Raw genomic sequence first — 22,022 nt, forward strand, 5'->3', positions numbered from 1 at the left:
TAATATCCCATTTGTTCACACGAATTTACATTTGTTTTATGCAGATGACGATAACTACAAGAGGGTCTCAAAGCAGAAAGTTGCGGACCAAACTTCCTATTCTTTTCCTAGTGATGAAAAGAATAGTTTATACGAGCTTTAGTAAAAATTAATTTACACATAAAAAAACAGTTTCGCTATGTAACGAAACTGTTTTGAAGATTGGTTTGATCGTCTTATTCCTATTCCATTCGAGTTGCTGTTAGTTAAATATCATCTCCATTTTTCTACTCTTTGTTGTCATACCGATTGACCTATAAAATTCAATGGCGGATGTATTTTGCTCAGATACTCCCAGTTCGATACTATCTACTTTAAGCCCCCGTCCAAAATCAAAAACATGTTCAGTTAGTTTTTTTCCGTTACCTTTCTTCCTGTGTGTTTCATCAACGGATAAGCTGTTTATTAATAATACATTCCGCGCTTTGACAAAAAAATTTTCCATTGTTTCTTCTTCCTTCGTCACTATGACTCCTACTATATTTCCGCTTATGGTAGCCACAAAAATATGTTGTTTACCATCATCTAATTGGCGTTCAAAGAATTCCTGCTCGACTGGATTTGAATTGTCTATGTACAAATCCGGTCTTACAGAAACGTGGAAATTATGAACCTGCCTAAATAAAGGCAGCAATGACTCGTAGTCGTTACGTTCAGCATTTCGAATAGCTATATTCATATGATTCTACCCCTAAAAATTTTAATGATTATCACTACATCTCACTCTTACACTGTTATGCTCTCTTAAATCTCTATTCAACTCTTTTCAATATTCAACGCCTTTTCTTATACAAGGATTCCTCGTTTTTCCTTTCTACATAGGAAACGATCGACTCCACAATAGAGGAAGCGGATTGGCTGGTGCTCAGCCTGGGGCTCTGCCCAGACCAAAGCGACATATACTCGGGTCGATTCTGTCTGGCCGCTTCTTTACGAATCTCTTTCGTCAACATATTTTGTAGGGGATAAGCTAAAAGGTGACGGCCGTCCCCTTTCTCCATTTCTTCGATAAACGAATTCCGAACACCTCTTGCTGGCTTACCGCTGAAAACAGAAGTGACAACGGTTTCCGTTTCCTTAGTATTCAAAATCGCATCTTTATGTTGAGCTTTCGCACCACTCTCCTGGCAAGTGACAAAAGCCGTTCCCAGCTGGGCGCCTTGTGCTCCCAGGGCGAGGGCAGCCCTAACCCCACGGCCATCCATGATTCCACCGGCCGCAATGACAGGTATCTTCACGTAATCGACCACCTGAGGCACAAGCGACATCGTTCCGATCATGGCTTGATCAAAAGCTCCGGAAAAAGTCCCTCTGTGACCTCCCGCTTCACTTCCTTGTGCGACAACCATGTCCATTCCATGTTCTTCGTTGATGATGGCTTCTTCCACCGTGGTAGCCGTTCCGATTACAACACGCCCCTCTTTTTTCAAGTCCTTAATCACTTCAAGCGGCGGTACCCCGAATGTGAAACTGACGACAGGAACTTGTTCTGTCATCAGTACTTCGATTTGTTTTTCAAAAAGAGAAAGATCCTGATTCGGCGTCGGTTCTTGTTCGATCCCTAGCTCGGCGCGGTATGGTTCCAACCACTTATTCGCCCCGGCTGTTTCTTCCTCTGTCGCTTGAGGGTATTGAGGTACAAAAACGTTCACACCAAACGTTCGACTTGTGAACCGCTTGATATCCTTGATCGTATGTACCATAGCTTCAGGAGTCATATAACCTGCCCCCAGATTCCCTAAGCCTCCCGCATTTGAAACCGCTGAGACGAGCTCAGACGTCGTCACTCCCCCTGCCATGCCGGCCTGAATGATTGGATAATCGATGTTCAACCGATCAATGACTGTGTTTTCCTTCCACATGGGTTCAACTCCTTTCAAGATTAAAGACGAAACTTCAATCACTTTTACGCTGATCATCTAACTACTCAAAAAAGGTCAGCGTCGAAAACGGTGACCTTTTTATGTTTACTTCACTTTCTCCCATCCGAGCTCATGGGAAGACTTCAAATCAATCGTTGTCGTTTCACTCCAAAAGTTCGTTAACGTATGTTGTGTATGCTCGATAATCTGCTCAGCTGTCAAATGCTCATTGGAACATGTGGTATGGGCATCTGATATCAATGTAACACGGTAACCATGATCAAAAGCGCCTCGGGAAGTAGAGTCAACACAATAATCCGTCTGCGCCCCACATATAAAGAGATGAAACGCTTCAACTTTATCAAGTGTCTTCTTTAGGGATGTATGCACAAATGCGTTAGGAACCGTTTTGAAAATGACGGCATCTTGTTCCAACGGCTTCTCCAAATCCGGGTGCAGCTGCCACCCCTCTGCTCCCCGTTTCATCGGACCCTCCGGGTATTCATGTTGAACGTAGATCACTGGAATCTGCTTTTCTCTCGCCCGATGGATCGCTCGATTCATATTGGTAATTTTCTCTTCACACTGATACGCGTTTTCCATGACGGCGTTTTGCACATCAATGACGATTAGAACTTCTTTCCCCATTCGCTCACATCCTTTTTCGTTGTCTCTAATTACTTTTCTCTAAAAGAGTTCAGAGTTCCTCCATAGGATGTAAGAGTAATGGGAGATAGTTCCAGTTATTCATCCGGAAATTGTTATAATGGTTATCAATGGCTATGATTTTCAAAGAAAAAAACCTGCTTTAAAAAGCAGGTTCATGCCATGATATCTTTTTTCACTGACTTCAACTTCCGTTTCATATCTTCTACCATTTCCTTGTCCGAATTCACAGGATAATGATAATGCTGCTGGTAACTTTCATGGCCTTTACCAGTGATGACAACCCAATCTCCCGCTCCACTGTTCACAATCGCCTCTTCAATCGCGAGCGTCCGGTCCGGGATGATCCTGCCCGACGAGTCACCGTACTCTTTCTGCAGGTCTTCCAGAGTGGATACCATTTCATCAAACGTAGCCGTATTCAAGTCATCAAGCGTGAGGATATAATCGTCTGCTCTTATAGCGGAAGCACCAATCATTTCCCCTCTTTTTGATACGTCCCTGTCCCCACGAAAACCGAAGACATGCGTCAGTGACGCGGCTCCTTGTTGTCTTGCCGTATCCAGCACATGTTCAATGCTGTCTGCCGTATGGGCATAATCAATGACGACGATCGGGCCATTTTCAAATTCAAAGATTTCGAAACGTCCGCGGATGCCAGGTAAGGAAGTCATCGCCTTTTCCATGTCAGAAAATGAGAACCCGAGCTGAAGACCAACAGCAAATGCCTCCAATGTGTTGTAGACGTTGTGAGTACCTTTTAGCGGGGAAGTTACTTTCCTATCTTCTTCGCCGTAATGAATGCAGGCTGCGAAATCATCGGTATCGATATCCTTCAGAATGATTTCATTTTCCAGATGGTGGCCGACCTTACAAACAGAAGAACCTTCCCCCTCCAAAAGCTGTGCCAGTTTTTCACCCCAGGGATCATCCGTGTTGATGACAGACTTCCCTCCAGGTTTCAACATATGGAATAACTTCGATTTCGCTTCAAAATAAGATTCCATTGAGTCATGGTAATCCAAATGGTCTTTATATAAATTGGTAAATACCGCATAGTCGAACTTTACTCCCTCAAGACGGTACTGAGCCAGTCCATGGGAGGAGACCTCCATCACGACGACATCATCCTTGCTTTCAAAGAGGAGCTTTTGCAGCAAGGGGGCGCTCGGTGTCGTTTGAATGCCGGGAACGACTTTGTCATTCACCATATAATCGATGGTTCCGAACATCCCGCAGGAATAACCGTTCTTTTCACATAGGTGTTTAATCATATGGGATGTCGTCGTTTTCCCGTTCGTCCCTGTCACACCGATCACGATTTTATCGTCAGAAGGGTTTCCGTAAAAAGCCGTCGCGATCTGCCCAAGCGCTTTCCTGCAGTTTTCCGTTTGCAGACAAACCGCTCCGTCGTGCTCCACCTTTTCTTCTGTGACGACGACAGACGCCCCTTTTTCGATTGCTTCTTCAATAAAGTCATGACCGTCGACTTGATAGCCTCTGACGGCTACGAAGACATAACCTTCCTCAACGCTCCGCGAGTCGTCTGTGACACCGGTGATGAGCGAATGGGGATCTATATTCTTATTCGTTTTTTGATTGAGTAGTTGCATGATCTGTTCAACGTTCATCGTCGGTATCTCCTTTGATGTATGTTACGTGTTGCATGCCCTATTTTAATGGAAAATACACCGGCGTAGGCGGATTGTCGAAGAGATGTAAATGAATCTTAATATAACCGTCAATAATTTGGAAATCAGCTTTATACTATCCGGAGAGCTTCAAGGTCAAAACAAGCCCCACCGCCTGTTCAGTCTGAAGGAAAAAAGTATAAGAGCCCTTTGAACATTCTCCTCCTTATTCATTATTAGGCGCCTTGCTTTTCTTTACTCTTTTTCTTGTCATAAACCGTTCTGTAATATTTCCTTTCTTCTATTCTGATGTGGTAACGCTCGGCAAAATCTTCAAGGTCAGCTAAGACTTCCACCGAGTCAAAGTTCACCACACGAATAGGGAAGCCTCTCTTCTTTTTGATGGATCCAGCAGGTGTCCCCCAGCCAGCATCCTTGAAGACAATCTTATGTATATCCTCGGGGTTTAACCTTTTCCCCCAAACTCTAAAATGAAAAAAACATAAATGGTATACGATTACTTGATCCGCCTTTAACTGATAAGAAATACCAAAGATAAGAAGTATTACTGCAAAAGATAAAACCGTAAGTATGGTAATCTCCTGTTCACGTAGGTCCGATATGAAAATGGGGGCAAATAAGGGTATGACCCAACGCGGCGGTCTGGCATGATACATGGAACTCCCCCTTTTGAAAATGGAAAAAGTGCATGGAATTCATTATAACATCCCATAATGAAAGTAAATGATAATTCCACCAAAGTTTGGAAAAGGAGTGTTCACACATGAACGAACAGGCAAAAGAGTACTGGGATTCCTATTGGAAAGGAAAAGAAAAACCTGAGAACGTCAAAGCATGGTCATTCGGAACTGCCCCTGATCGCATGGCAAGACTGGTGATGGACGGTGTCAAGACAGCCACATGCTCAGCACGTCAAGCTTATGAGGTGGAAAAAGAAGCGCTCCCTGAAGTCGGAGAATATAACATCATTTTAAATGGAGAAGATGAACCTGCAGCGATCATCAGAACGACAGAAGTGGAAGTGGTTCCATTTAACGAGGTAACCGAAGCGTTTGCCAGAGCGGAAGGAGAAGGAGACCTTTCCTATAAACATTGGTTAGAGGTTCATAAAAAGTTTTTTAAAAAGGAATCGGAAGAAATCGGTTATGAATACAGCGAAGATATGGAGCTCGTTTGTGAGAGGTTCCAACTTGTGCACGTGAACCCGGATTGAAGGACGGAAATGGCTTCCGTCCTTTTTTCATCCAATACCTCCGGCTGGAGCGCCATGCGGATGGATAATCCAACAAGTCCGACTAAAAATACAATAATGATCGTAATGATGATGACTCTCAATTTATTTCGACTCAAAATCCAATCCCTCCTCCCCTTCTCTACCCGTTCCTTTAAGCAACTAAGCTTAGACTTTCAACTCTAAACTTTTATGGACAAGGATTGTTTCCCCAAAAAATAAATGGAGGCATAATAAAAAATACAACCAAATATGAAACCTTACAAACCTTCAATCGTAGAAGAGGTGTTCAGAAATACTGGAAGGTTCATTTCATATCATTCGGACATCTCCTTATGGTATGGTTGAATTCTGAACAACAGATGGAAAGGAGTTTACATATGAGCAAAAGAATAACGGCAAGTATCATTGCAGCCACGATTTTGATTCTCGCTCTTGTCGTCCAGCTGATCGGAACGGTCTTCACTGGTGAAGAAGCGGAGAATGAGACAATGGGCCTTTTCGCAAGCAATGAGAAATTAGAAGAAAAAGTCGTCGAACGAGGTTCAGGAAGCAAACGGATTGTTGAGTTGAACCTGGAAGGAGCCATCATCGACAACCCAGGCACGAACCCGAATCCTTTTGGGGGCGGCGGATATCAGCATGACCGCTTTATGAAAAAATTAGAGGCGATCAAAGAAGATGCCTCCATCAAAGGGGTCCACCTTTATGTCAATTCACCAGGTGGCGGCGTCTATGAAAGTGCCGAAATCCATGACAAACTGCTTGAAGTAAAAGAAGCTGGAAAGACGATATACGTTTCCATGGGGAACATGGCCGCTTCCGGCGGGTATTATGTTTCTGCGCCTGCTGACCGTATTTTCGCAAGTAATGATACATTCACAGGTTCTCTTGGTGTCATTATGGAAAGCATCAATTATCAGGAACTGGCCAATGAATATGGTGTGAAGTTCAATACCATCAAAAGTGGAGAGTTCAAAGATATCATGAGCCCGACGAAGGAAATGACCGAAGCGGATAGAGAGATTCTTCAAACACTTGTCGATGAATCTTACCAGCAGTTCGTCGATGTCATCGTTGAGGGTCGGGATATGCCGGAAAGCCGTGTGAAAGAATTGGCAGACGGCCGGATCTACTCAGGGAAACAAGCGGTGGAAAACGGACTGGTCGATGACATCGGATTCCGTGAAGACACATTGAAAGCACTGAAAAAAGAAATCGGCGGGGACCCACAAGTGTTCCAATACAAAAATACAATGGGATCTTTCTTCAACCTGCCGCTCGCTGAAAGTTTGATGCCGAATAGTGAAATCCGCTACATCGAAGAATTGATCAGCCAGCGTCAAGGACCACGCATGATGTATATGTACACAGATTAAGGAGGGAACGATATGGATTACACCAATCATAACGAAAACGATGGGCATCTATCATCGTTGATCCATCATCAGAAAAACGACCTCCAAAAACTGCTGTACGCTGGATTCGGTTCAAGATTCCTTGCCTACATCATCGACTTGATCGTCATTTGGAGCGTCAATACCATTGTGACCCGTCCGTTGCTGCGGCTTGTGAACCTGGAAGACGCAGAGCTTTGGGTACCCATGTTCAGTGCCGCAAACATTACGACATCGATCATCTTTTTCGCTTACTTCATTTTGATGACGAAGTTTTTCCGGGCTACGCTAGGAAAAATGATCTTAGGTTTGTCAGTCGTTTCATTCAAAGGAGAAGCCTTGTCGAACGGGCAAATCATATTTCGTGAATGCATCGGCCGTTACATCAGCATGGCGATCCTTGGAATTCCTTATCTGGTTATTGCGTTCACAAAACGCCATCAGGGGATCCATGATCTTTTTGCAGATACATCCGTCATCAAAAATAAGTTCAGAAAGCTGAACGATACGATTGAAGAACGGCCGCACACGGTATAAAAAAGGAACGCCTGCTTCTAATTGGAAGCAGGCGTTTTTATCGTCCTTAACGATATGGGTCTTGTTTGCCCGTACCGTTCTTTTCCCCTTTTTCACGACGAAGTGCATTCAGGTCTTTCTTACTTTTGTTTTTCGCTTTTTCACCCATGTCGGAAGACCTCCCTTCTCCCCTATTTTGTGAAATTTGATGAAAATCCATGTAATGAAATAACATCCACAAAATGAAATAGCAGAAGAAACTCCCTTGCTAAAAGAGAGCCTTACTCCGCAGGAAGATGGGTTTCTTTTACAGGGATATATCCCGTTTCTTCAATGAGCCTTTGTCCCTGGCTCGACAGGATCCACTCGATGAACGGTTCTACGTGAGGATTTTTCGTTCCATTCGTAATCGCATAAAAATTTCCGGTCAGAGGATAGTCACCGCTTTTTATATGATGGACACTTGGTACGATGCCATTTACATTCAACAGCTTGATGTTATGTCCTTCCACCATCTTCGTAGCGAAGAACCGATAACTGAAACCTATGCTGTTGCGATGGTTCCGGTAATCCGAAGCTTTTTCAATCACCCCACCCATCCCATCAACTCTATGGTCTTTGGGTGGGTCCATGATGGGTGTCCCTTTCATCATGTTCTCCAATCCTGTTTGACTGCCGCTCCCTTCCGGCCGTTGAAAAGCGATGATTTTTTGATCTCTTCCGCCCACTTGTTCCCAATTCGTAATGTCACCGGAATAAATTCCTCTCAGCTCGTTCAATGTTAAAGAATCAACCGGATTATCTTTATGTACAAAAAATACGAAAGCCTCTTTACCTATAGCTGTTTTCTCCTTCTGTTTCAAGGCCTGCTGTTGTTCCTCGGAAGGTCCAGCCGTAAAAATGATATCCGTTTGAAACCTGGATAAACGCTGATATGCTCCGTTCGTTTTCGAGACGATGACAGGACTTTCACTCCGATCATCATGAACATATGTACCTTCTGGATAAACGGCTTCAGCGAACGCTGCATAAACAGGGTATAAAGCTGTCGCCCCATCCAACTCAGGAAGATTTTCTTCCAATTGCAAGTCAGCAGGCTCTTCCAGGCGCGCAAGGTCAGAACCTTCCTTGTGCGGTTGATAATTGGACAGATCGACTTCTGCATTCGCAATTTCGATACTTCGTATATACCAGTCATAACTTCCATAGAGGGCAGAAGGAACAAGGAATACCACAACCACCAGAATCCATGTCCACTTTTTGGTGATTCTCTTATGAATGTCCAAAATAAAGTAGTTGACCATCAAACCGATAGCGATGCACATAAAACCGATGTACATGTATTCATTTCCTGAGGACAGGATTCGAGCCAAACCATAAACAAACCATCCGACCAATCCAAAGACCACAGTGAAAATCCATGCCGCTACCTTTCTTTTCCCCATATAGATTCTCCTTTCCTTCTTTATGGCATATGTTACCACATAGTTAAGTGTAAATATACACTAAATGAATAATATTACGTCAGTGTAAATAAAAAACAACTGTACATACTATGAAAAAACAGTCGGGATTCGAGGTGAGCACATGGATCAAACGTTAGACATCGATCAAATCCTTCGCGAAAAACAGAAAAACCACCATGTGACCATCAAGAAACTGGATCTTGAAAATCATCCCGTCCACGTCATCTACATACCTGCCATCACGGATACGAAGCAAGTCCAGGACGCGATCCTGCTTCCACTTCAAGAATGGAATCACAAAGAGAGTCCTCTTCCTCATGCTTTTTCTGCAGAACCTTTGCTGCAGCTGGAGAAGAAAAACGACATCGATCGCTACCTGCTCGATGGCTATACCCTTTTGTTCGAACAAAAGACGGTCTATGCCGTAGATACATCCCGGTTCGCCTATCGTTCCATACAAGAACCTGTATCAGAAATGACACTGCGGGGATCGCGTGATGGCTTCATTGAATCATTGGAACAAAATGTAGCCCTTTTGCGTGTGCACCTGAGAACGACAGATTTGAAATTTGAAGAATTCACCGTCGGAACCCGGTCCTTCACCAATATTTCCATCGCTTACGTGGATCATTCCGTGAATGAGGAATTGTTGAAGGATGTCCGGGCAAGGATCAACGCCGTACAGGAAGATTACATTCCCGATGGTGGAGTGATGGAACAATTGCTGGAAAAGAACAATTATTCCCTCTTTCCAGAGATTCAGGAAACAGAGAGGCCGACGAAAGTATCCAGCGCCCTTGTCGAAGGAAAAGTAGCCATTTTCGTAGAAGGGTCTCCTTCTGTACTGCTTGCGCCTACGACACTAAACAGTTTGTTCCAACAGGCCGACGACTACAATTTCAAATGGATTCCAGCCTCCCTTATTCGACTATTGCGGTTCATGGCTGCTTTTTTATCGGTCATGCTTCCATCCGTCTATATCTCTTTGATTTCTTATCACCATGGATTGATCCCCACAGATTTGGCTATATCGATTGCGAAAACCCGTGAAGGTGTACCCATTCCATCATTCATGGAAGCTTTAATTATGCAATTGACGATTGAGACTTTAAGGGAAGCCGGCATCCGCTTACCGAAACCGATTGGACCTGCCGTCAGCATTGTAGGAGCGATCGTCCTGGGTGAAGCGGCTGTTACAGCTGGCATCGTCAGTCCTTTGATGGTCATCGTCGTTTCGTTCGCTGCCATTTGTTCTTTTACGATCGCAGATTATGCGTTAAGTCTGGCGCTCAGAACCATCAGTTTTGTCATGCTGTTTGCTGCAGCGTTTCTAGGTATTTATGGATTGATTCTAGCTGTCTTCGTTGTCAGCATCCACCTGATTCATCTGCAAAGCTTCTCTGTGCCATATTTGGAGCCTTTCGCACCTTTTTACGTGAAACGTTGGAAAGATTCCTTGATCCGATTCAAGTTAAAAAAAGGAGGCGGGCGCATTGAGTGATTTGAAACAACTGACTATGCTGCAGCTTGTCGTCGTATTCATATCTTCAATGATTGGAATAGGCATCATCCTCATGCCTCGCGATCTAGCCAAGACTGTAGATTCTCAGGACCTATGGCTGAGCATCATTTTTGGGGCCATCGCCGTTTCTGTCGTTTCCTGTATTTATGTAGCCCTGGCTGTCCGCTATCCCGGCCTCACTTTTTTCGAAATGACTACAACCATCATGGGCAAAATCATAGGCTACGTTTTCAACTTTTTATTCGCAGCCTACAGTCTCATCGTTGCAGCCTATATATTAAGAGTGACCGCAGGCATCATAAAAAACTACCTGTTAGATACAACACCCTTGTATGTGGTCGTAGGAACATTTCTGCTCGTCAGCATGTATTTGATCTATAACGGGGCCGGAGATATCGTCCGGTTTTTCCAACTCTATTTTCCCATCATGTTGGTCATGTTCATCGTTTTATGTTTATTGAGTATCAAAAACCTTGATATCAACAATGTACGCCCCATCCTGCAAAACAATATATGGGCGACGATCAGTGGAGCAAAAATCACCTTCTTTTCTTTTTTAGGCATGGAGCTTTTGTTGATCTTCGCCAAATTAATCAAAAAAAAGAAAACCAAACATCTGCTTGTTACGATGTGGACGAGCATCGGTTTGACCGCCCTCATTTATGTGGTTTTCCACATTATATCGATCGGAGTTCTTGGAGTAGAAGAACTGAAAGAAATCACGTTTCCGACGATTGAAATGGCAAAAAGCATAGAATTTCAAGGATTCTTTTTCGAACGATTTGAATTGATCTTTATATTCGGATGGTTGACGACGGCATTTACTTCCTTCACAGCTTATATGTACGCGTTGACTTTGGGGTTGAAAAATATGTTTACACCCAGCCGGTGGTTCCTACCGATTGCTGGTGCACTGATTTTCGCTTTGACCTTATTTCCTGAAGGCCTTACGGAAGTCTTCCACTACTCGACCTACATCCAATTGATTTCGGTTGCAGCCATCGTCGTCTTACCCGCTCTTCTATTGATTGTATCTTTGATCAGGGGGAATACGTATGCCACGTAAAATCATTTTTCCAGGTTTGGTGATGCTCTTCGTATTGACTGGATGTTGGGATATTAAAGAAATTGAGGATGTTGGAATCATCACGGGCATGGGTCTTGATGTGGACGAAGAAAACGATGAACTGACGATGATCAACCAGTATGTCGTTCCTGGTAAAATCCCGACACAGCAAAGCAGTTCCCAGCAAAGTGTTCCTTATCAAAACATTTCGCAATCCGGAAAAACCTTTTTTGAAATTATCCGGGATAACTCCTTGGAAAGTAATAGACCCCCCAATTATACGCACTTGAAATCAATTCTGGCTTCTACGACATTATTTGAAAAAGAACGCGCAGACAAAGTGATTGACCTGTTCATCCGTGACCATGAATTCAGAAGGACAACTCCTGTATACCTGACCAGAGATCCTGTCCTTGATATCCTAAGTACTGATCCAGCAAAGGAATTTTTCCCGTCTATACAAATCAAGTCTCTCAGTGAAAATTCCAATAAAAATAATAAGAATCCAACAAATTTAACGATCGGTGACATGTCCCAATTGATTTCAGAAATGAAAAGCTTTCTAATTCCTGGAATTACATTAAATGAAGGAAAAATCAAATCATCAGGAGCAGCGATCATTGAAGCGGAGAGTTCAAAGTATGTAGGTTGGATCGATATTGAGGATATGGAAGGCGTCCGGTATATCCACAATACGGTGCAGGGCGGTTTCCTATATTTAGACGAAGAAGTGATTGATGACGGACCAATTGCACTTGAAATCAAAGGTTCGAAAACGAAATTCAAGACAAAAGTGAGCGGCGATGAACCGGAGATGACGTTTCAGATTAAGACATCCACGGTACTGGCGGAAGACTGGGGAACGGGAAGAAATGTTTATAATAAAGGATGGAAAAAAGAGATTGAAGATGCGGCGAACAAAGTCATCCAAGAAAAAGTGGAGCGGGTGCTGAAACTCGCCCAGCAGGAATACCAAATCGATTTTCTCAATGTATCCAAATGGGTACATATCCACGAACCGAGGTATTGGAAAGAACATGAAAAAGAATGGAGCGAGATTTTTCCTGACATGACTTTCAAGGTGGAAGTGACGACCGAAATCACAGACTTCGGCACCCAGAACTTCAATACAGAATAAAGTGGAGGTTTCCCCTCCACTTTATTTACTTCACGAACAGTTCTTCGACCCCTTTTATGACCTTGAAAGCCCCCGAACTATGATTGGAACAAACCGTTACCATCCATTGATCCTCTGGATAAACGCATGAATGGAAACTGACACCAGGATCATAGCCCATCACATGATAAACTGTCTTTTTGTTAACATCATCCAACCAAAGTCCATACCCATGTGAAAGGCCGTCTTTAACTTTTACGTGTTTGGTTAACAACCGTTCAACTTGATCTTCACCCAAAAGTTTTCCATTCAACAAAGCTCCCCAAAAGCCAATCATATCGGGCCCTGTTACGTACGCTCCCCCATCGGCTCCTCCGATGACCGGAACAGCATACACATTCGACTTTAGAGAACCATCTTTTTCTATGTAACCGAGAGCAGTGTTCTCTGGCAATTGATCCAAACGGAAATAACCGGAATCCTGCATACCTGCAGCGTTGAAGATATTCTCTGTTACGTACTCTGTAAAAGGCTTGTTAGCGACTGCTTCAACAACCAAACCTAAAACGATGAACCCTGCATTATTGTAGTGGAATTTCTCTCCCGGTTCGAACATCTTCTTTTTATCACTGAACATAGGCACAAAATCCTCGAGCTTCTCCATCTTGTACATCGGTCTCTCTTCCCACAGTTCCGAAAAGTCGTCCATGACCGATTCATCAAAGTAATCAGGGATCCCTGACGTGTGCGTCAACAAATGGTGGATGGTTACACGTTCATCAATACAAGGAAGGCACAACTCCAACAACTGATGGACAGGAGTATCGTAAGCAAACTTCTCTTGTTCAACGAGTTGAGCGATGGCGGCAGCTGTGAATAACTTGCTTCCAGAGGCGATTCCGAATTTCGTATCCTTTTGATTAGGCAGCTTTTCTGAAAAGTTTCTATAACCAAATCCTTTTGAATAGACGACTTCTTCTCCTTGTTTAACAACAACCGAACCTGAAAAACCTTCTTTTTCTACTATTTCCCGAATCTTGGCATCCAATCTCTCCATCTCCTTCTCTATTCGTTCTCGTTAATATACGTTCGAGCTGTCTTCCCCTTTTTGTTTTACTTAGCAGGTGTAAGGAAACTAGTATTGTAAAAAGGAGTCATTCTTATGGAAGTACTAGCTGTTGTTTTAATCACTCTCGGAATCATAGCTGTCCGAGTGATCAGCTTTTTTTATCCTGATTGGAAAGCAATAAAAGGCGAGCCTTTGTCGGAACGTAAACGTCTGGGCTACAGCCTTTTAGGAATTGGCATCTTACTTCTCATGTATCTACTAAGTCAATTCATCATCAGAATATAGACAGGCTGCTTTTACTAAGCCCTTACACCTTAACCATGTAATGAATAACACATGAGTGTTATGCAATCGGAAAAATGTAAACAAAATAATTTGAAAAGTGCTCTAATCCTATATTTCCAGCAATGGCATTCGAAGGTTTATTTGTCGCCTCACAATCCCAGTATGGAATTATCCCTTTATTTACACAGTCTTCCACAAAACAACAGGCTGCCTTCTGGCCCACTTTCTCCCCCTGATGATCCTCCAGCGTTTCTATATCTATACCGTGCACATTTTCAGCTACAAATCCTGAAAAACATAAGCTCACAATTTTGTTTTGATAAACGATCCCGTAACCCAGCCCCCTTTGAAAAAACTCCTTAGGAGAAGTCCAGAATTCTAATATTTTGGATCGTAAAAATTCTATATTTTCCAGAGAACTGTCCGTATTGTCATAAAGTTCTTTATTCATTTGAAATGCTTGATAATCATCACTAATCGAAGGGGCATTGTGGTCTTTCCTATGACTTTTCTCAAACTTATAAACGTTCTGATTTGATTTCTGCATGCTGCGATGTTCAAAGACTCTCTCTATCGTCTTCTCCCATCTGGGATGATGGCCAATAGCAATAAAATTATTTATCTTCAGCTTCCTCGCTTCTGGAAAAATCACCTGATCGATAAAATCATTGATATGGTTATTAAACCTCTCATTTTCTTCATCTCCTATAAAGAAAAAACCATCATGATTCCCCAACCAGATCAGTCCTGTTTTAGGAGAAGTGGTATCATCTACAAAAATTCGCCCCGGGTTATTCCCTTTGATTACCGCTTTAACTTCTAAATGACCCTCTTCATTTATTAACTTTGTGCATTTAAAGAATTCGGTTTTATCAAGTTCACCAATCATTTTTGACTCTCCCATCGGAATGACATGATTCATTCAATGATCCCAGCCTCTCACTACATTTCTTATTAAATATCAAAATATGTAGTAACCCTTTTGCAATAGTCCATGCTTGGCCAAGACTCGTATTGAAATCATAATAAACTTTGAAGCTGTAAGTGCATAGTGCATACGACAAGTTCATTAAACATCCTGCTCATTACTAAGCCAATCACGTAGTATGGGGAGTGAATTTTCATATTGTTGAAGTTCCATTATTGTTTCCGTTACTTGAACAGATCCTAGCTTTTGTTCATCTTCATCTGAACATTCCATTTTCAAAGACCGTTTTAAATTGTATTCGAGCCAACCTAACTTCCCTAAATATCCAGTTTCTAGTACCCGTTCCCAATCTGCACAAAGTTCGACGGAATTCTTTATATACCCCTCTATAAAAGCCAAGAACCGACTTTTATTTATGTTCCCCCTTCCATCCGTTGACCAATAAGTTGCCGTTTCTATTAAATCTTGCATAGGAGTGATGTATCCAGCTGACTCCCAATCAATGACTACAGGGCTGCCTTGGTGCCACATCACATTCTTCGGATCTAAGTCCCTATGACTAATCACTATTTCTGATGATAGCACATCCGCTGCTTTCTTTGATTTAGACTCCCACTCATAAAGTTTATCAATATTTCGTTTCAATAAGGTTACCCATTCAGCACTCGCCTGTTGACCTTTCTCCAAATAACTATGCCACTCTATAAAGTGACCATTATTTATTCCACCATATTCAATATTGAGCTCTTCAAAGTTCACTTTATGAATATCGGCAAGTATTGAACCTATTTTCTTACTATGTGTAGTCCTAATCTCTATGTGTTTCAGACTCCGGCCTTTTATCCAATCAAACACCATGTAGAATTGATTATCGGTTTCATTAACAATCCTACCGTTTATGACATTAGCTGGTAGAGCGGGTATGTGATTAGACACAAGGTTTGAAATTTTCTCAGAGTTCATATAATTCTTCATTGCTTCTGGTCTTTTCATTATTTCGGGATTTAATATTTTCACCGCATAGTTACCTTTTGTAGTTTTCACAAGGTACATCCTGTGTAAAAGTCCCCCTGTTAGAGTTTCAGGAGAAGAGACTAATTTTCCTAGATCAGCATGAAAACATAACCTTTGCCATTGAACATCACTTTGTCTGCGACTCATCATCGGGTCCACCTTTATACGGATTCATAAAAGCTTTAAAAATGGAAGGCCATACCTATGACCTTCCATTCATTCTAGTTAGAGACTATTAGTTGATATAATCTACAAATTGCTCTGCTTCTTCTCTCGTATAATCACCAGCAATTTGCATGGAATCACGATCGATGACTTTTCGAATAGTTGGAGAGGCTATTTTCTCATCTCCTAAATAAATATACACCTTCTCATTGAGGTGATTCTCTGTCATCTCTTTAGGTGTATCACTATTCTTGAAGTTTACATTCACAAGTACACGGTTTTGACCCTCTTGAATACTTGCTTCTTCAAAATCCGAGGAAGACACTATAACATTTCCTTCCTGATCTTGAATGGATACATCGTTGAACTCGTGATTGACATTTTGCTGACAGCCAATGAGCAGAAAAAGCGCTGCCAATGCTGATACAATCAGCTTCATTCTATCCCTCCCTTCATAATAGGATCGTTACGGAATTCTAGTTATCTATACGGATGATCCTGGGTGAAGTTTCAAACAAAGTATAAAAATTACAGACATTTCCGCTCCTCTTGCTCTATCCGACGATTCTAAATGGAAATTTCGTTTTTGTCTTGCAGGCAATTTCAGAAAAATTCAGCCTGAACTTTTTCTGAAAATTCCATTGATTCTTACTTCATTTTCCTGTATTGTAAATCGCAAGCGAAATATTAAAATCTAATTTTCAACATGAATGTTCAATTGGGTCCCTGATCGAGGCATACGTCTTTCGTAAAGGGCGCAACTGTTTTTCTAAAACCACATAAGAATAAAACTTATCCAGAGAGGTGTAGGGACTGGCCCTTTGATACCTCAGCAACCAGCCATTGGCACGGTGCTAACTCCAGAAGGTAGTAGTGATACCTTGAAGATAAGGAGACTCTTTATACATAAAGGACCCCCTTATCCAAGGAGGTCCTTTATTTTTTTGAAGAAGAATGACCGTGGGGCGCAATAGGATTCAAACAATTCCAGCCCATATCAGATTGAAAGTCAGCGTGTCTCTGTAAAAAGGGCATTGCTTTCTTATAAATGAATGACTCTTAAAAAAGGAAAGGTTGTGGAATGAAATGAAACGATCATTAGAACAAAGATTACAGGATGGACCCGTTATTTGTGGAGAAGGCTACTTATTTGAATTGGAGCGCCGCGGCTATTTACAGGCCGGATCCTTTGTACCTGAAGTAGCCCTGGATAACCCCCAGGCACTAAAACAGACGTATCGTGACTATATGCTTGCAGGCTCCGACGTCGTCTTAGCCTTTACCTATAACGGCCACCGCGAAAAAATGAGAATCATTGGCAAAGAGGATTTGTTAGAGCCGCTTAACCGTCAGGCCATCCGTCTAGCCAAAGAGGTTGCCGAGGAACACCCTGAGGAGGAAGCACTCGTAGCTGGGAACGTTTCCAACACGAACCTGTTCAACCCGGATGATCCGGAAGCAGTTGAAAAAACGAGGAGCATGTTTGCGGAGATGATCGGCTGGTGTAAGGAAGAAGGCGTAGACTTTGTGAACGGCGAAACCTTCTATTACTATGAAGAAGCACTGATTGCTCTCGAAGAAATCCAAAAACAAGATCTCCCTGCTGTAATCACATTCGGTCTGATGGGCGAAAACATTCTGCGAGATGGCTACGAAGTAGAAGAAGCCTGCCGCTTATTAGAAGAAAAAGGCGCTCTTGTAGTAGGGATGAATTGCTTCCGCGGACCAGCGACAATGCAGCCGTATGTAGAGAAAATCCGTAATACGGTGGACGGCTATGTAGGTGCCCTCCCTATTCCTTACCGCACGACGGAAGAACATCCTACCTTCTTCAACCTGCCGGACGGAGGCTGTGCTTGTACACTTCCAACGGAAACAACGTTCCCAACGTCCCTGGATCCACTCTACACGAACAGGTATGAGCTTGCAGAGTGGGCTAAAGAAGCGCACAGCATTGGTGTAAACTACCTCGGACTCTGCTGTGGAGCTTCTCCTGCTATGCTTCGTGAAGTGGCAGAAACCGTCGGCCGTACAGCTGTAAACTCCACGTATTCTCCAGATATGAAGAAACACTTCCTGTTCGGCAGTGACGACACGCTGCAGGATCACATTACAAATTATAAGACGAAAGCATAACTCAAACGCCTGTCCCAAAATAAGGACAGGCGTTATTCATAGATTTTTTCGAGCGTGGCAGGTATCGGTATCTTTTATTGAAATAATCGAAATCAAGATAGACCAGTGATCCCTCCTATACTCTGGATTTAGAGTCATATTCAGGGTAGTCACTATACTTATGTAATAAGGATGATTGCTCTTTTATGCAATAGGTAAGTGCTTGAAGTTACCGCCGGGCTTTTCGCCTGCTGCAGCCAAGGGAAAACCTCTTATTACTCCTACACTACGAACCTAAACTAATCTAAGCTCTGTTCTTTGGGGAATATTCACATACGATTCAACAAAAATAATGATACGAGGAATTGAGGCAGTTTATACAAATTGGTTCAAAATACCACTTGAAGAGGAAAAGGAGAGGGTTTTGGAGTATGAGTAGATAAAGAAAAGGATTCGAGAGGAAAGCAATTTTAAAGAAAAAAATAAGGATTGGAATAGTAAAAATCTATTTAATTCGCTGATTGATACGATCCAATCCTTCTACTTTCGCTTTTTCTACATTCAATTCCCTTTTTAATAAAACATTTTCTGCTGTCATCCCTGCTAATATAGAAACTCCAATAAGCGTTCTTAATGCGTCTGGCTCAGAGATTATATAGGTAACGGCGAAAACTGAAGCTGCCGCCCCAATAAGGAAGTCAGCCAGGAATCCTAAATAAATCCCCTTGGGACGTGCTCTTTTTTTAGGGAAGATCAACACTTTTCCATTTCTCATTAAATGAGAGACAATGCCTGTCATCCCTCCAATACACCCAGCAAGAATTAGCGTATTCATAAGAAATTTTCCCCCTAGACTAAAAAAAGCGGCAGTTGGTAGAAACTTAGAAACATACGCTACTATGCACTAAATCCTCAACCAAGCTCGCCGCTCCGTTTAAGTCTGTTATTTTTTTAAATACAAATGTGCCACTATAATGAACACCTTACCTACATTTTACACTATTATTATCAGAAAATAAATACTATTTTTGAAAAAAATGTCTGCAATAACAACTTATGTCAGCTTAGACGATGGATTTTATTTAACCATTCATGGATCTGATCTTCATAATACCTGACTTCCTTTTTCGATGTAGAATCAACTAAATCCTTTCTCAATTGTTGATATTCTTCCAATTGGGGCTTCGTTATGGGTAGCTCATCGGTTGATTGAAGATTGTCTAAGTACATTTGGATTTCTCCAAAATAATAGCGGCTTTCCTCTATCGATACAGCATTTTTAAAGGATTTCATAAGATCGTCATAGGTTTCTTTTTCTTTTTCGTTCATCATAATCAATCGTCGGCACCTCCTCTGGATTTTACTGAACGGGCGCATAACACTGAAAAGAAAATACTACGAAAAAGCAAGATTCCTTTCTAAAACTAAATGTATTTTGTCATGAACACCGATTTATACTTCATACCCATTATACAAGATTTTCTAACGGATATTGTTAGTCCCTTACAAATTTTCTTACATTTTAAATAACAAGCTGTGAATTCAAATGAATAAAAAATAGGACTTCCCTAATAAGGAAAATGAACCGTATATAGAATGTTACTTTTAAATGTGTCCCCAGCCTTACCCGTATTTTGTATGTAATAGCGATTCACCCTATAAATGACAGGCAATTCAGTGTCCATATTTCTTTGGACATCCATGCGCTATGACCTTTTTTCCATTTAGCTTTAATCTAACGCGTCCGTTTATTTTAGACTACAAAAGGAAAAAACCACTCCCTTGAATGAAAGGAGTGGATTTAATACATGAGAAAAATTCTTCGTTACCTCAACAGTTCTTTAACAGTGTAGTAGCATTCCTTATTTAAAAGACTCCGCCACTTTGATCAGATCATCTTTTGATAAGCCGTCTACATTCCCTTTCAATTCATACATAATCGACTCATCTTTCCAAATCAACCGTTGAGTCTCGCCTTCATTCCCAGCATATTGCCCTGTTTGGTCACCGATCGATACCTCTTCTGTCTCTATATCCTGAGAGGAGATTTCGGCATCTTTAACAGTCATCAATTCCATCGTTTCATTCGTTTCAGCATGAAAGATGAAGGTTAGTACGGTATCCTTTTGCTCCATAACTCCAGCTTCTATTTCTACACCGTCCACTTCAAAAGGCATAATCGTCGGATACTTAGGCTGATAGGCTTCATCCTCAGTCCGACTCACTAACTTGGAACGATCGTATTCGAATAGTCCATCCTCTGTTTCAACGGCCTTATCGAAAGCGTGCAATAGTGTTTGAATGTCATTGTAGTGGATTCGAGTAATTTCCCCCTCTTCGTTCGTATTTACTCTTCCACTGACATCAGCTGTTTCACCATTGCTTATGAGGATTTGCATCTCAAAATTATAAGCGGTTTCTGTTTCCTCGCTCTGCTCAACGCTCATATTGCCAATCTCCATGTGAACATCGTTTCCATACGCCTTTTGGTGAAAACTTCTAAGCAGATTGGTGTCCACCGCCTGAGTCATAAACTCTTCTGTGAAGTAAGGTTCAAATTGGTCCATGTAATAATTAGAAATTCCTTCATGATTTTCCTCTTCATACAACTGTGCTAATTCTTTTTCAGGTCCTGAAAATATTTGCTCCAGTACCTTTGTCACATCATCCTCCGTCGTATTTTCCTCTTCCGTATTCTCACCCGAAGATTGGGTAGATGCGCAGCCGGCTGTAATAAAGAGCGTAATCGCAATAAATAGAAATTTTTTCATCATAAAGATAACCTCCGTTCTGCCTTCTTTACTACAAGTACGATTACGAACGAAGTAAGTTTCAAAAAATGGTAATAAAATAGAAATCATCTGTGAAAAAACTCCTTTTTTCACTCCACGACCTCAAAACTCGGTTTCTATCTTTCAATTTGGTTCACAAAAATCCATGGATAGAATGAATTCCCTATCCCCACTTCGATTACTTACGAGTGCAGGCCCATGATCACCAAAAACTGTAGAATCAAGATATTCCACTTAAAATATTTGAACAGGAAAGCTTTTGTATAAAGACTTATGAAGTTAATTTTGGTGCCTGCCCCCCACCTCGCTTGGTTACTAAGACCCCCCTGGTTGACGGGAAGATCTTTTGTTGGTATAGTTATAATTAATTATTCTTGTTCGTTTACGATTGAAAGCAAAAGTAACTAGTAAGTCACTTTCGTCTGGAATGAATATGCAGAGCAATAATAGTAATACATTGTGGATCAGTTCCACGCAGGAGGTAACAATTTATGTTACAAGGTAATGTTAAATGGTTTAACGAAAGTAAAGGTTTTGGTTTTATTGAAGTAGAAGGGCAAGATGATGTATTCGTTCATTTCTCTGCTATTCAAGGCGAAGGTTTCAAAACATTAGAAGAAAACGAGACAGTTTCCTTTGAAATTGTTGAAGGTAACCGTGGACCACAAGCTGCTAACGTTCAAAAATAATCGTTACTAGTTAAAAAAGAGACTTCCGAATTCGGAAGTCTCTTTTTTTTGGCTCTACAATATTTGTTGGGGTCTTAGAAAATTCGGCATAAAAAATGCACACAAGCTCCTTGTCTACTACACTTGAATTGTCGAGAAACAAGCAAGCAAGGAGTTGTATGCACATGCATTTTAACATGATATTACCCGGATTAGAAGACGTTAAGGTAACTCAAATGGAAGAAAGAGCTGGTGTGTTCCGTATTTATGTGGAAATTCCGAAACACGTACACAAATGTCCTCAATGCGGAGAAACGACCTCTAATGTCCATGATTACCGTATTCAAAAGGTTCAGCACCTCAAATTATTTGAACGCTCCACCTATCTTTACTATAGGAAACGCCGCTATGCCTGTGTATGTGGGAAGCGGTTTGCCGAGTTTAATCCCATT

General features: G+C 41.8%; 23 protein-coding genes and 1 riboswitch. Of the genes, 10 read left to right on the plus strand and 13 right to left on the minus strand.

All coding sequences use genetic code 11. The annotated features are described in order from the left end of the window. Positions 1–241 precede the first annotated feature (241 nt). The 5 genes from BLS23_RS16205 to BLS23_RS16225 all read right to left on the minus strand — a co-directional run bounded on the left by BLS23_RS16205 (position 242) and on the right by BLS23_RS16225 (position 4,875). Positions 242–718 carry a GNAT family N-acetyltransferase gene (locus tag BLS23_RS16205; protein WP_089654090.1) on the minus strand — a complete coding sequence of 159 codons (477 nt, stop codon included), beginning with the start codon at positions 716–718 and terminating at the stop codon, positions 242–244. Positions 719–812: 94 nt separating this feature from the next. Continuing rightward, entirely contained in the window at positions 813–1,901 is a 1,089-nt protein-coding gene (locus BLS23_RS16210; protein WP_089654091.1) for an NAD(P)H-dependent flavin oxidoreductase, read from the minus strand. 105 nt (positions 1,902–2,006) lie between these two features. Further along, the gene (locus BLS23_RS16215) at positions 2,007–2,549 is read right to left on the minus strand and encodes a cysteine hydrolase family protein (RefSeq protein ID WP_089654092.1); all 543 of its coding nucleotides are present in this window, start codon (positions 2,547–2,549) and stop codon (positions 2,007–2,009) included. Positions 2,550–2,722: 173 nt separating this feature from the next. Then, a complete protein-coding gene (locus BLS23_RS16220) occupies positions 2,723–4,198 on the minus strand; it encodes a UDP-N-acetylmuramoyl-L-alanyl-D-glutamate--2,6-diaminopimelate ligase (RefSeq protein WP_089654093.1) in 1,476 nt (491 codons plus the stop codon). 236 nt (positions 4,199–4,434) lie between these two features. Then, complete coding sequence (locus BLS23_RS16225; RefSeq protein WP_089654094.1) at positions 4,435–4,875, minus strand: hypothetical protein; 441 nt, start codon at positions 4,873–4,875, stop codon at positions 4,435–4,437. A gap of 107 nt (positions 4,876–4,982) precedes the next feature. On the opposite strand from BLS23_RS16225, the gene BLS23_RS16230 reads away from it, so the two are divergent. From BLS23_RS16230 to BLS23_RS16240, 3 genes are all read left to right on the plus strand, one after another. Then, positions 4,983–5,432 carry an ASCH domain-containing protein gene (locus tag BLS23_RS16230; RefSeq protein ID WP_089654095.1) on the plus strand — a complete coding sequence of 150 codons (450 nt, stop codon included), beginning with the start codon at positions 4,983–4,985 and terminating at the stop codon, positions 5,430–5,432. 398 nt (positions 5,433–5,830) lie between these two features. Further along, the gene (sppA, locus tag BLS23_RS16235) at positions 5,831–6,829 is read left to right on the plus strand and encodes a signal peptide peptidase SppA (protein WP_089654096.1); all 999 of its coding nucleotides are present in this window, start codon (positions 5,831–5,833) and stop codon (positions 6,827–6,829) included. Between the two features lie 12 nt (positions 6,830–6,841). Next, complete coding sequence (locus BLS23_RS16240; protein ID WP_089654097.1) at positions 6,842–7,384, plus strand: RDD family protein; 543 nt, start codon at positions 6,842–6,844, stop codon at positions 7,382–7,384. Positions 7,385–7,644: 260 nt separating this feature from the next. On the opposite strand, the gene BLS23_RS16245 is transcribed toward BLS23_RS16240, so the two are convergent. Then, positions 7,645–8,808, minus strand: a complete 1,164-nt coding sequence (locus BLS23_RS16245) for a PstS family phosphate ABC transporter substrate-binding protein (RefSeq protein WP_089654098.1) — start codon at positions 8,806–8,808, stop codon at positions 7,645–7,647. 142 nt (positions 8,809–8,950) lie between these two features. Here BLS23_RS16245 and BLS23_RS16250 point away from each other — a divergent pair, with 142 nt between their 5' ends. The 3 genes from BLS23_RS16250 to BLS23_RS16260 are packed head-to-tail and all read left to right on the plus strand — an operon-like array spanning position 8,951 to position 12,555. After that, complete coding sequence (locus BLS23_RS16250) at positions 8,951–10,330, plus strand: spore germination protein (protein WP_089654099.1); 1,380 nt, start codon at positions 8,951–8,953, stop codon at positions 10,328–10,330. Then, on the plus strand, positions 10,323–11,417 hold the full coding sequence (locus BLS23_RS16255) for a GerAB/ArcD/ProY family transporter (RefSeq protein ID WP_089654100.1): 1,095 nt from the start codon (positions 10,323–10,325) through the stop codon (positions 11,415–11,417). Before BLS23_RS16250 ends, BLS23_RS16255 begins: the two co-directional genes overlap by 8 nt. Then, positions 11,407–12,555, plus strand: a complete 1,149-nt coding sequence (locus BLS23_RS16260) for a Ger(x)C family spore germination protein (RefSeq protein WP_089654101.1) — start codon at positions 11,407–11,409, stop codon at positions 12,553–12,555. Before BLS23_RS16255 ends, BLS23_RS16260 begins: the two co-directional genes overlap by 11 nt. A gap of 25 nt (positions 12,556–12,580) precedes the next feature. On the opposite strand, the gene BLS23_RS16265 is transcribed toward BLS23_RS16260, so the two are convergent. After that, positions 12,581–13,591 carry a serine hydrolase domain-containing protein gene (locus BLS23_RS16265; RefSeq protein ID WP_089654102.1) on the minus strand — a complete coding sequence of 337 codons (1,011 nt, stop codon included), beginning with the start codon at positions 13,589–13,591 and terminating at the stop codon, positions 12,581–12,583. 105 nt (positions 13,592–13,696) lie between these two features. Between BLS23_RS16265 and BLS23_RS16270 the strand changes: the two genes are divergently transcribed. Continuing rightward, positions 13,697–13,888 carry a hypothetical protein gene (locus BLS23_RS16270; RefSeq protein ID WP_089654103.1) on the plus strand — a complete coding sequence of 64 codons (192 nt, stop codon included), beginning with the start codon at positions 13,697–13,699 and terminating at the stop codon, positions 13,886–13,888. Positions 13,889–13,946: 58 nt separating this feature from the next. Here BLS23_RS16270 and BLS23_RS16275 read toward each other — a convergent pair whose 3' ends face one another. The 3 genes from BLS23_RS16275 to BLS23_RS16285 all read right to left on the minus strand — a co-directional run bounded on the left by BLS23_RS16275 (position 13,947) and on the right by BLS23_RS16285 (position 16,434). Next, entirely contained in the window at positions 13,947–14,777 is an 831-nt protein-coding gene (locus tag BLS23_RS16275; RefSeq protein WP_089654104.1) for a GNAT family N-acetyltransferase, read from the minus strand. Between the two features lie 180 nt (positions 14,778–14,957). After that, positions 14,958–15,977 carry an aminoglycoside phosphotransferase family protein gene (locus BLS23_RS16280; RefSeq protein ID WP_089654105.1) on the minus strand — a complete coding sequence of 340 codons (1,020 nt, stop codon included), beginning with the start codon at positions 15,975–15,977 and terminating at the stop codon, positions 14,958–14,960. 88 nt (positions 15,978–16,065) lie between these two features. Continuing rightward, positions 16,066–16,434: a SecDF P1 head subdomain-containing protein gene (locus BLS23_RS16285; RefSeq protein WP_089654106.1), complete on the minus strand. Its 369-nt coding sequence runs from the start codon at positions 16,432–16,434 to the stop codon at positions 16,066–16,068. A gap of 350 nt (positions 16,435–16,784) precedes the next feature. Beyond that, a riboswitch (SAM riboswitch) is annotated at positions 16,785–16,889 on the plus strand. Positions 16,890–17,081: 192 nt separating this feature from the next. Between BLS23_RS16285 and BLS23_RS16290 the strand changes: the two genes are divergently transcribed. After that, on the plus strand, positions 17,082–18,131 hold the full coding sequence (locus BLS23_RS16290; RefSeq protein ID WP_089654107.1) for a homocysteine S-methyltransferase family protein: 1,050 nt from the start codon (positions 17,082–17,084) through the stop codon (positions 18,129–18,131). A gap of 484 nt (positions 18,132–18,615) precedes the next feature. Here the strand turns inward: BLS23_RS16290 and BLS23_RS16295 are convergent, their stop codons facing one another. From BLS23_RS16295 to BLS23_RS16305, 3 genes are all read right to left on the minus strand, one after another. Further along, complete coding sequence (locus BLS23_RS16295; protein ID WP_089654108.1) at positions 18,616–18,945, minus strand: DUF4257 domain-containing protein; 330 nt, start codon at positions 18,943–18,945, stop codon at positions 18,616–18,618. A gap of 224 nt (positions 18,946–19,169) precedes the next feature. Then, a complete protein-coding gene (locus tag BLS23_RS16300; RefSeq protein ID WP_089654109.1) occupies positions 19,170–19,448 on the minus strand; it encodes a hypothetical protein in 279 nt (92 codons plus the stop codon). Between the two features lie 524 nt (positions 19,449–19,972). Continuing rightward, positions 19,973–20,884 carry a DUF4367 domain-containing protein gene (locus tag BLS23_RS16305; RefSeq protein ID WP_089654114.1) on the minus strand — a complete coding sequence of 304 codons (912 nt, stop codon included), beginning with the start codon at positions 20,882–20,884 and terminating at the stop codon, positions 19,973–19,975. 509 nt (positions 20,885–21,393) lie between these two features. Here BLS23_RS16305 and BLS23_RS16310 point away from each other — a divergent pair. Continuing rightward, entirely contained in the window at positions 21,394–21,591 is a 198-nt protein-coding gene (locus BLS23_RS16310; protein ID WP_035543224.1) for a cold-shock protein, read from the plus strand. A gap of 164 nt (positions 21,592–21,755) precedes the next feature. Further along, positions 21,756–22,022: transposase family protein (locus BLS23_RS16315; RefSeq protein WP_244157248.1), on the plus strand; the 267-nt coding region annotated here is incomplete at its 3' end.

Origin of the sequence: Halobacillus aidingensis (assembly GCF_900104185.1) — a bacterium.
Lineage (GTDB): Bacteria > Bacillota > Bacilli > Bacillales > Halobacillaceae > Halobacillus > Halobacillus aidingensis.

Excerpts from the sequence above, each read along its gene's own strand:
- BLS23_RS16250 (WP_089654099.1), top strand. The coding sequence starts at position 8,951 with ATGGATCAAACGTTAGACATCGATCAAATCCTTCGCGAAAAACAGAAA.
- BLS23_RS16210 (WP_089654091.1), bottom strand. The coding sequence starts at position 1,901 with ATGTGGAAGGAAAACACAGTCATTGATCGGTTGAACATCGATTATCCA.
- BLS23_RS16205 (WP_089654090.1), bottom strand. The coding sequence starts at position 718 with ATGAATATAGCTATTCGAAATGCTGAACGTAACGACTACGAGTCATTG.
- BLS23_RS16290 (WP_089654107.1), top strand. The coding sequence starts at position 17,082 with ATGAAACGATCATTAGAACAAAGATTACAGGATGGACCCGTTATTTGT.
- BLS23_RS16310 (WP_035543224.1), top strand. The coding sequence starts at position 21,394 with ATGTTACAAGGTAATGTTAAATGGTTTAACGAAAGTAAAGGTTTTGGT.
- sppA (WP_089654096.1), top strand. The coding sequence starts at position 5,831 with ATGAGCAAAAGAATAACGGCAAGTATCATTGCAGCCACGATTTTGATT.
- BLS23_RS16275 (WP_089654104.1), bottom strand. The coding sequence starts at position 14,777 with ATGATTGGTGAACTTGATAAAACCGAATTCTTTAAATGCACAAAGTTA.
- BLS23_RS16285 (WP_089654106.1), bottom strand. The coding sequence starts at position 16,434 with ATGAAGCTGATTGTATCAGCATTGGCAGCGCTTTTTCTGCTCATTGGC.
- BLS23_RS16225 (WP_089654094.1), bottom strand. The coding sequence starts at position 4,875 with ATGTATCATGCCAGACCGCCGCGTTGGGTCATACCCTTATTTGCCCCC.
- BLS23_RS16260 (WP_089654101.1), top strand. The coding sequence starts at position 11,407 with ATGCCACGTAAAATCATTTTTCCAGGTTTGGTGATGCTCTTCGTATTG.
- BLS23_RS16270 (WP_089654103.1), top strand. The coding sequence starts at position 13,697 with ATGGAAGTACTAGCTGTTGTTTTAATCACTCTCGGAATCATAGCTGTC.
- BLS23_RS16305 (WP_089654114.1), bottom strand. The coding sequence starts at position 20,884 with ATGATGAAAAAATTTCTATTTATTGCGATTACGCTCTTTATTACAGCC.
- BLS23_RS16230 (WP_089654095.1), top strand. The coding sequence starts at position 4,983 with ATGAACGAACAGGCAAAAGAGTACTGGGATTCCTATTGGAAAGGAAAA.
- BLS23_RS16240 (WP_089654097.1), top strand. The coding sequence starts at position 6,842 with ATGGATTACACCAATCATAACGAAAACGATGGGCATCTATCATCGTTG.
- BLS23_RS16280 (WP_089654105.1), bottom strand. The coding sequence starts at position 15,977 with ATGAGTCGCAGACAAAGTGATGTTCAATGGCAAAGGTTATGTTTTCAT.
- BLS23_RS16215 (WP_089654092.1), bottom strand. The coding sequence starts at position 2,549 with ATGGGGAAAGAAGTTCTAATCGTCATTGATGTGCAAAACGCCGTCATG.
- BLS23_RS16265 (WP_089654102.1), bottom strand. The coding sequence starts at position 13,591 with ATGGAGAGATTGGATGCCAAGATTCGGGAAATAGTAGAAAAAGAAGGT.
- BLS23_RS16220 (WP_089654093.1), bottom strand. The coding sequence starts at position 4,198 with ATGAACGTTGAACAGATCATGCAACTACTCAATCAAAAAACGAATAAG.
- BLS23_RS16295 (WP_089654108.1), bottom strand. The coding sequence starts at position 18,945 with ATGAATACGCTAATTCTTGCTGGGTGTATTGGAGGGATGACAGGCATT.
- BLS23_RS16245 (WP_089654098.1), bottom strand. The coding sequence starts at position 8,808 with ATGGGGAAAAGAAAGGTAGCGGCATGGATTTTCACTGTGGTCTTTGGA.